Raw genomic sequence first — 12,024 nt, 5'->3', positions numbered from 1 at the left:
CTACGGGCCGATGCCGATCATCCCGTTCTCGAGGGCACTGGCACAGCCGTTGTCCACGAGGCCGAGCCAATCGAGGAGAGCACTCCAGAAGCCACACTCGACGTCGACATCAGTCTCGGAGGTCGTTGCGTCGGCCTCGCCGCCGGTCGCCGCCACCGACCCGACTTGGGCGGTGAGCAGCCCGACGACGAGTGCCAGGGTGATCACGAGCCGCGCGCCCGCACGGAGGCGGCCGAGCGCTCGCGACTGCCGTGTCGACTCGTTGCGAGCCATACTAGTACGGAGTAACCGGTACAAGTTATAGTTTTCTATAATCGAGCTTAAAATCCCTGCGTTACACAACACAACTCCAGCCTGATAACTGGAGTACTTAAAAGGAACGTCAGTAATCCCGGCAGCCGTTGCCAGTATTAGTCTGTAGTGGTGTTGCGTGCGAGTCGCGGACGAGCGTGCCGACGGCGCGCGCGGAGGGCGTGGCAATACTTACGAAAACACTATGCCGCGAGAGCGGGAGAAGCAAGTATGCAAAGGTGGGTACCGTGAGTACGCTCGAACGTGATCCGGCGGACGGTATGGTACGGGTACTCGACGAGGACGGCGGTGTCGTCGGTGACGTGCCCGACCTGGACGACGACGAACTCGTCTCGATGTACCGGCAGATGAAGCTCGCCCGCCACTTCGACGAACGGGCGGTGTCGCTCAACCGCCAGGGGCGGATGGGGACGTATCCGCCGCTGTCCGGGCAGGAGGCGGCACAGGTCGCCTCGGCGATGGCGATGGCCGAAGACGACTGGATGATCCCCTCCTATCGGGAACACGCGGCCTCGGTCGTCCGTGGGCTCGAACTGAAAGAGACGCTGCGCTACTGGATGGGTGACGAACGGGGCAACAGTCCGGACGAGGACACGAACGTGTTCACCGTCGCAGTGCCCATCGCCTCTCAGATACCGCACGCGACCGGGATGGCGTGGGCGGACAAGCTCCAGTCGGACGACGACGACCCGGGGCGGGCGTTCCTCTGTTACTTCGGCGACGGCGCCACGAGCGAGGGTGACTTCCACGAGGGGCTGAACTTCGCGGGCGTGTTCGACACGCCGAACGTCTTCTTCTGTAACAACAACCAGTGGGCGATCTCCGTCCCACGGGAGCGCCAGACCGCCAGCGAGACGCTGGCACAGAAGGCGGAGGCGTACGGCTTCGAGGGTGTCCAGGTGGACGGAATGGACCCGTTGGCCGTCTACAGTGTCACACGCGAGGCGCTTCAGAAGGCCAAGGACCCCGAGGAGGGACAGCTCCGTCCCACGATGATCGAGGCCGTCCAGTACCGGTTCGGCGCTCACACGACCGCCGACGACCCCTCCGTCTACCGCGAGGAGGAGGAGGAAGAACGCTGGCGCGAGAAAGATCCGATCCCGCGGCTGGAGGCGTACCTGCAGAGTCAGGGTGTCCTGGACGACGACCGCGTCGCCGCGATCCAGTCGTCCGTCGAAGACGAAGTCGCCACCGCGATCGACGAGGCGGAGGCGACGGCGGACCCGGACCCACAGTCCATGTTCGAGCACGTCTACGCGGAACAGACCCCGGCGCTGGGCGACCAGGCCGAGCGGTTCGCACAGATCCGCGAGCAGTACGGTGACGACGCGTTCACGGAGGAGTGACCATGAGTACACAAGAGCAGACGACGGCGACACAGAGTCTCACGCTCGTCCAGGCGGTTCGAGACGGGCTGGCGACGGAGATGGAACGCGACGAGAACGTCGTGGTGATGGGGGAAGACGTCGGCGCGAACGGCGGCGTCTTCCGCGCCACGGAGGGACTGTACGAGGAGTTCGGCGACGACCGCGTGATCGACACGCCGTTGGCGGAGTCCGGGATCGTCGGCACTGCGGTCGGGATGGCCGCGATGGGGATGAAGCCGGTCGCGGAGTGCCAGTTCTCCGGGTTCATGTACCCCGGATTCGACCAGATCGTCTCACACATGCCACGGCTCCGCACCCGGTCGCGGGGACGGTACACCTGTCCGATGGTGTTGCGTGCGCCGTACGGCGGCGGTATTCGGGCGCCGGAACACCACTCGGAGTCGAAAGAGGCGTTCTACGCCCACGAGGCCGGCCTGAAGGTAGCGATCCCGTCGACGCCACACGACACGAAGGGGATGTTGATCGCCGCGATCCGCGACCCGGACCCGGTGGTGTTCCTGGAGCCGAAGCTGATCTACCGGGCGTTCCGCGGTGACGTACCCGAGGAGTCGTACGAGGTGCCGTTGGGCGAGGCGGCGGTCCGCCGGGAGGGGTCGGACGTGTCCGTGTTCACGTACGGCGCGATGACCCGCCCGACGCTGGAGGCGGCCGAGGAGCTGGCCGACGACGGGATCGACGCCGAGGTGGTCGACCTGCGGTCCGTGTCGCCGTTGGACCGCGAGACGATCGTGGAGTCGTTCCAGGAGACCGGTCGCGCGTGTGTCGTCCACGAGGCGCCCAAGACGGGCGGGCTCGCGGGCGAGATCACCGCGATCCTCCAGGAGGAGGCGTTGCTGTACCAGGAGGCACCGATCCAGCGCGTGACGGGCTACGACGTGCCGTACCCGCTGTACTCGCTGGAGGACTACTACATGCCCAACGAAGCGCGCGTCGCCGAAGGCATCCGCGACGCAGTGGAGTTCTGACATGGCACGCGAAGAGTTCGAGCTCCCGGACGTGGGCGAGGGGATCGCAGAGGGCGAACTGGTCAGCTGGCTCGTCTCGGCCGGCGACACCGTCACCGAAGACCAGCCCGTTGCCGAGGTGGAGACGGACAAGGCGGTGGTGGACGTGCCGTCGCCGTTCGACGGCACCGTCGCCGAACTCCGCGCCGAGGAGGGTGAGATGGTGCCCGTCGGCGACGTGATCGTCGTGTTCGAGACGGACGAGGGCGGCGACGAGCCGGCCGAGACCCCGGCTGGGGACGCGGCCGAGTCGAGCGAGCCCGCGGAGACGACGGTCGACGCGGACGCGGCCCCGGCGGCGGCCGGCGACGCCGAGAACGGCGAGGTGAGCGTCTCCGACGAACGGGTGTTCGCCCCGCCGTCGGCTCGTCGGGAGGCACGCGAGCGTAGCGTCGACATCACGGCCGTAGAGGGAACTGGCCCGAGCGGCCGAATCACCGTGGCCGACGTGCGCGATCACGCCGAGTCGACGAGTGAAGAGCCGGACGGCCCGAAGTCGGTGGACATAGACAGCGCCAAGTCGGTCGTCTCCGGCGACGACAACGGCGCCGCCGGGACGGCCGACGCCGCGGCGACGGCAGTGGAGACGGCCGACCGCGACCAGACGCTCGCGGCGCCGGCGACCCGCCGCGTCGCGGACGAGGAGGACGTGGATCTGGACGCCGTCCCCACGGACGAGACCCGCGACGGGGAGGCGTTCGTCACCGCCGAGCAGGTGCAGGCGTACGCCGAGGCACAGCAGGCGGCGCAGGCGGCCGACGCCGCGGCGACCACGGCGACCGAGACCGGTGCCGCGACGGCGACCGCCGACACGGAACCGGCGGCAGCAGAGACGAACGGCACGACGGCAGAGTCGGACGACGGCGTCGCCGACACGGTCGCCTACCGCGGCGTCCGGCGCAGTATCGGCGAGAAGATGGCGGAGTCGAAGTACACCGCCCCGCACGTCACCCACCACGACACGGCGACGGTGGACGACCTCGTCGACACCCGCGAGCGGCTCGCCCCGCGGGCGGAACGACGGGACGTGTCGCTCACCTACATGCCGTTCGTGGTGAAGGCGGTCGTGGACGCGCTCCGTGAGTTCCCGATCCTCAACTCCCGGCTGGACGAGGAGGACGAACAGATCGTGATCCGGGACGACTACCACATCGGCATCGCGGTGGCGACGGACGCCGGGCTGATGGTGCCGGTCGTGGAGGACGCCGACGAGAAGGGGCTCGTCGAGCTGTCGGCGGAGATCAGCGACCTGGCGACCCGGGCACGGAACCGGGAGCTGTCGCCGGAGGAACTCCGCGGGAGCACGTTCACCATCTCCAACTTCGGCGTGTTCGGCGGGGAGTACGCCACGCCGATCATCAACTACCCCGAGACGGCCATCCTCGGGGTGGGTGAGTTGGACGAGCGCGCCGTCGCCGAGGACGGCGAGGTGCGCGCGGCGCCGACGATGCCGTTGTCCGTCTCCATCGACCACCGCGTGGTCGACGGCGCCGAGGCCGCACAGTTCACGAACACCGTGATGGAGCGGCTGGAGTCGCCGGAACTGTTGTTGCTGTAGGCCGACGGGACGTTCCGTGACGGGCTCCGACGGCGCGCCGGGCGGCACCCTTCCGTTGGCGTCCGCCGGCAGACCTCCGGTGTCCGACGACACGCTTCCGACGCCGTCGGCAGACCTCCGGTGTCCGACGGCACGCTCCCGACGCCGTCGGATCACAACGCTCACACGTCGGCCGCGTGACTCCCGACCGTGACCAGGAGTCTCGTGATCGGCGGTACGCGTTTCATCGGCAGACACCTCGTCGAGGAACTGCTCGCACACGGCCACGACGTGACGATCTGTAACCGGGGCAACCACGACAATCCGTTCGCGGAGACGGACGAGGTCGATCACGTCGAGACGGACCGGACGGAGCGTCGGGACCTGGAGGCGGCGAAGCTGGCGGTCGAGCCGACGTACGTGTTCGACATGGTGGCGTACCAGCCGGGTGACGTGGCGACCGCGACGGAGGTGTTCGACGACGTCGACGGCTACGTGTACGTCTCCTCGGGGGCGGCGTACGGTGCCGCGGAGATCCCCAGACGCGAAGGGGTGACGGAGCTGTGTGACTGCACGGACGAGCAGGCGACGGACGACAGCCCGGAGACGTACGGGAATCGGAAGGCCGAGGGTGACCGCGTGGTCGCCGAGGCCGCGGAGTCGGGGGTGAACGCCTACTCCGTGCGGCCGTGTATCGTCTACGGCCCACACGACTACACGGAGCGGCTGGACTACTGGATCGAGCGAGTGTCGACCGAGGATCGGGTGATCGTGCCGGGCGACGGCGACAACGTCTGGCACCGGGCGTACGTGGAGGACGTGGCGTCGGCGATGCGGATCGTCGCGGCGTCCGGCGAGCCGGGGGCGGCGTACAACGTCGGCGACCGGCGGCTCGTCACGCTCCGTGAGATGGTGGAACTGATCGCGGACGTGGCGGACACGGACGTGGAGGTGGTGGCCGCGGGCGAGCGAGAGCTGTCGGCCGCGGGGCTGTCGACGGACGACTTCGTCCTCTACCGGGACTACCCCCACGTTCTCGCGACGGACCGGCTGGCGTCGCTGGGCTGGGAGTCGACGCCGGTACGGGAGGCGATGGCCCGGAGCGTCACCGCCCACCGCGAGAGCGACCGCGACGGGAGCGAACACGACCCCGGGCGCGAGGAACGGGACGCCGTCTTGGACGTGTTGGACACGGTCTGAACTGGCTCCGGACCGCTCGGGAGCCCGTCGGCGACGCGATCTGCCGCGGGGTCACCGGAGTTCCAACGCGGCCGCGAGCGTGCCGGCGGCGTCGGCGAGGAAGGCGACGCCGAAGCCGGCCAACAGCAGCGCGGAGCCGACGGCGACGGCGGGCGCCAGCGACGCGACTCGGCGGCGGGCACCGACGAGCGCGCCGGGGAACCCGGTGATCCAGACGCCGATACCGGCGAAGAAGCCGACGAGCAACGCCGGGCTCCCGGTCTCGACGACGAGGCTGCCGGCGAGCGCCGACACGCCGGCGGCTGCGAACACGTCGATCTCCCCCGGGTCGAGCAGTCCGACGCCGACCGTCAGCCAGAACAACACCTGGTAGGGGTTGGTCAACGCGAGGACGAACGCCTTCCGGAACCCGGTGGCGACGACCGCAGGGTCGTCTGGGTCGTCTGGGTCGTCGGGGTCGTCGAAGAAGCCGGCAGAGAGCCCGCCGGCGCCCCGGAGGACGGCGAACACGCCGCTGTCGGCGGCGGCGCCGTACGCGAAGTACAACATCAACAGGCCGCCGACCGCGACCATCCCGCCCCGGACGAGCGGGAGGCGGTCGACGAAGCCGACGACGCCCAGCGCCGCCAGGAGGAGGAACACGCCGTCGGCGGCGGCGGCGCCCAGCCCGGCGCGGAAGCCGGCGGTCCACCCCCGGAGGACGCTCTCTTCCGCGATGACGGCGTTCATCGGTCCCGGGGGCGCCGCCAGCGCCAGCCCGAACGACGCGCCGGCCAGGAGCGTCACGAGCGGTGCTTCGGTCACTGTCGTCAGTGTGTCGCCCGAGGTGAAAAGTCCACCCGACGCCGGAGCGCCGGCTCTTTGCCCCCGCGCGCCGGAGCCGTCGGTGTGAGCGACCACGAACACGCAGATCACGGCGGGCACGACGTGGACGACGATCACGAGGGTCACAGTCACGCGGATCACGACGGGCACGGCCACGACGATGGGCACGATCACGAGGGTCACGACGGCCACGATCACGACCACCACGCGGGAGACCTGGAGACGGTGGGCTACGCCGTGGTGACGGTCTCGAGTTCGCGGACGTTGGACGACGACGCGGCGGGCGACGCCATCGCGGCGGCCGTCGAGGCGGCGGGCGAGGCGGTGGTTCACCGAGAACTCGTGCCGGACGGGTTCGACACGGTCCAGTCGACGGTCGACACGTTGGTCGGCCGCGACGACGTGGACTGTGTCGTGACGACCGGCGGGACGGGGGTGACACCGGACGACGTGACCGTCGAGGCCGTCGAGTCGCTGCTCGACACGGAGCTCCCGGGGTTCGGGGAGCTGTTCAGACAGTACTCCCGCGAGGAGGTGGGGACGGCGGTGATCGCCACGCGAGCGACCGCGGGCGTCGCCGGCGGGGTCCCCGTGTTCTGTCTCCCGGGGTCGGAGAACGCCGCGCGGCTGGGGGCGGCGGAGATAATCGTCCACGAAGCGCCACACCTGGCCGGACTCGCCGCGGACGACACGGGCGGTGACAGCGAGGGCGACACGGGCGGTGACAGCGAGGGCGACACGGGCGGTGACAGCGAGGGCGACGCGGACGGCGGCGGAGACGGGCCGGCGTAACCCCTCGCGGCCGCGGCCGTGAAACACCCACAAACGAGTCGTACGTTCCCGTCACGGCGGAGGGAAACGTTGAATCCCCAGCGACGTGACCGTGCAGGCATGGACGCGGCAGACGTGAACACGGTCGCAGTGCTGGGTGCCGGCAACATGGGACACGGGATCGCCGAGGTGGCGGCCCTGGCGGGCTACGATGTCGCGCTGCGGGACATCGACGAGGAGCTAGTGCAGGACGGCTACGACAGCATCGAGTGGTCGCTGAACAAACTGGCCGAGCGCGACCGAATCGACCAGGAGACCGCCGACGCGGCGCTGGAGCGCGTCGAGGCGGTCGTGCCGGTGGAAGACGCCGTGAGCGACGCCGACCTCGTGGTGGAGGCCGTGCCCGAGAAGATGGAGATCAAGGCGGACGTGTGGGGTGAAGTCGAGGAACACGCCCCCGAGGGAGCCTTGTTCGCCTCGAACACCTCCAGCATCTCGATCACGGACCTCTCGGAGCAGACCGACCGCCCGGAGCAGTTCTGTGGGATGCACTTCTTCAACCCGCCGGTGCGGATGGACCTGGTCGAGGTGATCTCCGGTGCGCACACGAGCGAGGAGACGCTCTCGGCCGTCGAAGGGGTCGCCGAGGAGATGGACAAGACGCCCGTTCGGGTCCGGAAGGACTCCCCGGGGTTCGTCGTCAACCGCGTGCTGGTCCCGTTGATGAACGAGGCCGCGTGGCTCGTCCACGAGGGCGAAGCGACCGTCGCCGAGGTGGACGCCACGACGAAGTTCGACCTGGGGCTGCCGATGGGGAGCTTCGAGCTGGCAGACCAGGTGGGAATCGACGTCGGCTACCACGTCTTGGAGTACATGCACGCGGAGTTGGGTGACGCCTACGAGCCGTGTCCGCTCCTGGCGGAGAAGGTGGAGGCGGAGGAGCTCGGCAAGAAGACCGGCAGCGGCTTCTACGAGTACGAGGACGGCGACGGCGCGGAGATTCCGGCCGACGCCGGCCGCGAGGACGTACACGACCGACTGCTCGCGCTGATGGCCAACGAGGTCGCGGGGCTGATCGGCGACGACGTGGCCGACGCCGCAGACGTCGACCGTGCGGTGAAGCTGGGCGCCGGGTTCCCGGACGGCCCGGCGAAGCTGGCGGACGACCGTGGAGTCGCGGATCTGGTGGCGACGCTGGACGACGCCGCCGAGGCGACGGGCGCGGCCCGCTACGAGGCGACGGCGTTCCTGCGTGACCTGGCCGAGGACGGCGAGACGTTCCACGGGGACGGCGAGACCGACGAGACGACGGACGGCTACGAGTTCGACACGCTGGCGGTGAGCGTCGACGGCCGGGTCGGTCACGTCGAGCTCGACCGACCCCACCGGATGAACACGATCAGCGACGAGCTGTTGGACGACCTCGCCGACGCGGTCGACACACTGGAGGCAGACGACGACGTGCGGGCGATCCTGTTGACTGGCGCGGGCGACCGAGCGTTCTCGGCCGGCGCGGACGTGCAGAGCATGGCCGCCGGCGGCGGCGACCCGCTAGAGGGGACGGAGCTGTCCCGGCAGGGACAGGAGACGTTCGGGAAGCTGGAGGCCGCGGACATGCCGGTGCTCGCCGCCATCGACGGCTACTGTCTCGGCGGCGGCATGGAGTTGGCGACCTGTGCGGACATGCGGGTCGCGTCCGACCGGTCGCAGTTGGGCCAGCCGGAACACGACCTCGGGCTGCTCCCGGGGTGGGGTGGCACCCAACGGCTGAAGCACATCGTCGGCGAGGGGCGCGCGAAGGAGATTATCTTCACGGCAGAGCGGTACGACGCCGAGACGATGGCCGACTACGGCTTCCTGAACGAGGTCCACGCGCCCGACGAACTGGACGAGCGCGCCTGGGAGCTCGCGCGTGACCTCGCCGCCGGGCCGCCGGTGGCACAGCGGTACACGAAGCGAGCGATGCTGGCCGGCCGCGACGACACCGACGCCGGGCTGGCGGTCGAGGCGCAGGCGTTCGGCCAGCTCATGAACACGGACGACCTGATGGAGGGTGTGATGGCGTTCATGGGCGACGAGGAGCCGGAGTTCGAGGGGAAGTAGACGACTGCGGGCGGGCGGTTCGGTCGATCCGACGGCGTTAAGTGTGCGGCTGCCGCAGTGACTCGTACGCTCGGTTGGTGTAGTCCGGCCAATCATGTTGGCCTTTCGAGCCGACGACCAGGGTTCGAATCCCTGACCGAGCACTACACGACCTTTTCGCCTCGGATGCGCGCCGCAGGCGCGCACCACTCGGGGCAGAGATGTCGACCGAAGAGGCGCTCGCTCGGCCCTACCGGCCTCGCTCGCGTCCGAGAGCTAGTGCCTCGCCGCTCCCGCTCCGCGACCGCCTCGCTCCGCAACCGCACCGTCCCGCGACTGCTCCGCTACAGCCTCTCGTTCCCTGGGCAGTGTCGCCGCAGACGAGAGTGAACTCGATCAGAGAGGGCGGTGCCCGACCGAACTCACTCGATCGCTCCATGTCGATCCCGGTGGGTGCGGGAGCGTCGGCAGTCGGCGACTCCTCGGCGGCAGTCAGTCGTCGTCGCCGTGGGGCGACGGGGCGTCCGTCGCGTCGAGATCCGCCCCGTCGAGAGCCGCCGCGTCGGTGTCTATCAGGTCCACGTCCGTCGCGTCGGCGTCGGTGTCGAACTGTGCGGCGACGGCAGAGAGGTCGGCGGCGTCGGCCGCGAGGCTCTCGGCAGTGGCGGCCACCTCGCGGGTGGCGTCCGTCTGGTCGTCGGTGGCGTCGGCTGCGGCGTTCGCCTCGACGGCGGTGCGCTCGGCGATCTCGGCGACACTGTCGACGGTAGTGCCGACCGCCTCCGCCGAGGCCGCCTGGTCTTCCGTCGCCCGGGTCACGTCCTGGATGCCGTCGTTCACGTCGGCCACCACCTCGTCGATGTCGTAGAACGTCTCGATGGCGCGCTCGACAGTGGCGCTGCTGTCGGCCAGTCGGTCGCTGGCGGCGCGCATCCGGGCTGCGGTGGTCTGGCTCTGTGTCTCCACGTCCGCGATCAGGCGTTCGATGTCGTCGGCACGGTCCCCGGCCTCCTCGGCCAACGACTTGATCTCGTCGGCGACGACGGCGAACCCCTCGCCGTCTCCGTTCGTCCGGGCGGCCTCGACGTTGGCGTTCAACGCGAGCATGTCCGTCTGGTCGGCGACGTCGGCGATCACGTCCGCGAACGCACCGATCTCGCCGATCTGGTCGAGCAACGCCTCGACGGCGTCGACGGCCGCGTCCGTCTCCGCCTGGATCTCGTCTAAGGCGTCGGCGGCGTCCTCGGCCGCCTCGCGCCCCTCCCGCCGGAGGTCGCCCGCCCGGTCGGCGCTGTCTGCGACCTGACCCATCGTCGCCGCCACCTCCTCCACCGTCGCAGAGAGGTCGTCCGTCTCCGCGGCCACCTCGCGGAGCCGGTCGCGTTGGTCGTCCGCGTCGGCCGCGATGTCGCGGACGGAGTCGTCGACGCCGTCGGCGGCCGTCTCGATCCGGTCGGCGCGACCGGACAGCGTCTCCATCGAGTCGGCCACGTCGTCGGCGAACGCCTGGACGGCCGCGACTGTCGTCTCCAACTGTGCGACCGTCTCGTTGAGCGTCTCGCCGACGGTCGCCATCCCGTCGTGGTCCCGGTCTGCGTCGACCCTGACCGTGAGGTCGCCGTCCGCGAGCCGCGACAGCGACGCGGCGTAGTCGTCTGCCGTCCGGGCGAGGCGGTCGGACAACGCCTCCGCCTCCTCGCGGGCGGTCTCCGCCTCCGTGCGGGCCGTCCGGGCGCGGTCGATCTCGGCCGCGAGGTTCTCCCGCATCGTGTCGAGCCCGGCCGCGAGGTCACCCAGTTCGTCACGACGGGTCCGTTCGACCGGCTCGTCCAGCTCGCCGTCTCGGAGTCGCTCCACGACTCCCCGGAGCTCCGTCATCCGACGGGCGGTCGGTCGTTCGACGGTGAGGCCGTAGCCGGCGAGCAACACGCCGACGACGGTCAACAGGATCAACAGGTCACGCCACAGCAACTGGACGGTGGAGAACAACGCCCCCGGTTGGGTGTAGGAGACGACCGTCCAGTCGACGCCGGCGACGCCGTCGTACGCCGCGACGGCGGTCCCGTTCAACGGGGTCCGGTCGCCGTCGACGGTGCGGGTCCCGGTCTCGCTCCCCCGTGCCAGCCCCGCGGCGACCGCCGGGGAGTCGACTCCCTCGCCGGCGACGTGTTGCGTGCCGACGAGCTCCTCGTCGACGGAGTCGTACACGACTCGGCCACGGTCGTCCACGATCCGCGTCCGACTGGCGTCCAGCACCCCCTCCAGCTCCGCCTCCGCGAACGACAACGGCGTGACGTGGAGCAACACGTCGCCGTCGCTCGTTCGGGTGTAGACGATCCACGACTCCGTGCCGCCGTCGATCGACACCCGGAGAACCGTCTCACCGGCGGTGAGGTTCTCTGGGACGTCGTACCCCACGATCGCCGCCGACACCCCCTCCAAGTCCGACTCCGAGGAGACGAGGATCTCACCGGTGTCGCCGTCCGCGAGAGCGACCACGCTCGTCGCGTTCGACCGCTCCACGCGCCGTTCGAACTCCCGCCGGAGCGTCCCCTCCACGGCCGTCTCGTCTGTCGCCTGCCGTCTCACGGAGACGACCGTGCCGGACAACGACAGCGTCCGTTCGCGGAGGTTCCCCAGCAGCGTCGAGACGGTGTCCTCCTGGAGGTCCGACTCCGCCGTCAGCGCCGCGAGCTTGTCGCCTCTGATCTCCGACTGGATGTCCGTCACGAGCACACCCCCGACCCCACCGCCGACGAGAACTATCAACAGGAAACCGACGACCACCTTCCCCCCGTAGCTGTCACGTGGATCCAACTCCATGAGTACCTGTGACGCAGTCACGGGATCCCGGGAAAGAGGCTGTCGTCGTGATACTCGAACGTGATAATCGTCTTTGAATTTA

9 protein-coding genes and 1 tRNA gene are annotated in these 12,024 nt (G+C 69.6%); 7 read left to right on the top strand and 3 right to left on the bottom strand.

Going from position 1 to position 12,024, the window contains the following annotated elements:
- The gene (locus RYH79_RS02040) at window positions 1–273 is read right to left on the bottom strand and encodes a hypothetical protein (protein WP_370895729.1); all 273 of its coding nucleotides are present in this window, start codon (window positions 271–273) and stop codon (window positions 1–3) included.
- A 266-nt stretch (window positions 274–539) separates the two neighbouring features.
- Between RYH79_RS02040 and pdhA the strand changes: the two genes are divergently transcribed.
- From pdhA to RYH79_RS02020, 4 genes are all read left to right on the top strand, one after another.
- Window positions 540–1,658 carry a pyruvate dehydrogenase (acetyl-transferring) E1 component subunit alpha gene (pdhA, locus tag RYH79_RS02035; protein WP_370895727.1) on the top strand — a complete coding sequence of 373 codons (1,119 nt, stop codon included), beginning with the start codon at window positions 540–542 and terminating at the stop codon, window positions 1,656–1,658.
- Between the two features lie 2 nt (window positions 1,659–1,660).
- Window positions 1,661–2,665, top strand: a complete 1,005-nt coding sequence (locus tag RYH79_RS02030; RefSeq protein WP_370895725.1) for an alpha-ketoacid dehydrogenase subunit beta — start codon at window positions 1,661–1,663, stop codon at window positions 2,663–2,665.
- 1 nt (window position 2,666) lies between these two features.
- Entirely contained in the window at window positions 2,667–4,262 is a 1,596-nt protein-coding gene (locus RYH79_RS02025) for a dihydrolipoamide acetyltransferase family protein (RefSeq protein WP_370895723.1), read from the top strand.
- A 189-nt stretch (window positions 4,263–4,451) separates the two neighbouring features.
- Window positions 4,452–5,441, top strand: a complete 990-nt coding sequence (locus RYH79_RS02020) for an NAD-dependent epimerase/dehydratase family protein (protein ID WP_370895721.1) — start codon at window positions 4,452–4,454, stop codon at window positions 5,439–5,441.
- Window positions 5,442–5,492: 51 nt separating this feature from the next.
- Here RYH79_RS02020 and RYH79_RS02015 read toward each other — a convergent pair whose 3' ends face one another.
- Window positions 5,493–6,245, bottom strand: a complete 753-nt coding sequence (locus RYH79_RS02015) for a LysE family transporter (protein ID WP_370895719.1) — start codon at window positions 6,243–6,245, stop codon at window positions 5,493–5,495.
- 84 nt (window positions 6,246–6,329) lie between these two features.
- Here RYH79_RS02015 and RYH79_RS02010 point away from each other — a divergent pair, with 84 nt between their 5' ends.
- From RYH79_RS02010 to RYH79_RS02000, 3 genes are all read left to right on the top strand, one after another.
- On the top strand, window positions 6,330–7,058 hold the full coding sequence (locus RYH79_RS02010; RefSeq protein WP_370895717.1) for a molybdenum cofactor synthesis domain-containing protein: 729 nt from the start codon (window positions 6,330–6,332) through the stop codon (window positions 7,056–7,058).
- 99 nt (window positions 7,059–7,157) lie between these two features.
- Complete coding sequence (locus RYH79_RS02005) at window positions 7,158–9,140, top strand: 3-hydroxyacyl-CoA dehydrogenase/enoyl-CoA hydratase family protein (protein WP_370895715.1); 1,983 nt, start codon at window positions 7,158–7,160, stop codon at window positions 9,138–9,140.
- Between the two features lie 68 nt (window positions 9,141–9,208).
- Window positions 9,209–9,283: transfer RNA gene (locus RYH79_RS02000), tRNA-Glu, on the top strand.
- A gap of 328 nt (window positions 9,284–9,611) precedes the next feature.
- Here the strand turns inward: RYH79_RS02000 and RYH79_RS01995 are convergent.
- Window positions 9,612–11,963, bottom strand: a complete 2,352-nt coding sequence (locus RYH79_RS01995) for a methyl-accepting chemotaxis protein (protein WP_370895713.1) — start codon at window positions 11,961–11,963, stop codon at window positions 9,612–9,614.
- Between the last annotated feature and the right edge of the window lie 61 nt (window positions 11,964–12,024).

It is taken from the genome of Halobaculum sp. MBLA0143 (genome assembly GCF_041361465.1).
GTDB lineage: Archaea > Halobacteriota > Halobacteria > Halobacteriales > Haloferacaceae > JAHENP01.
The sequence above is the reverse complement of the archived record's forward strand: the minus strand, read 5'-3'. Positions and strand labels throughout refer to the sequence as shown.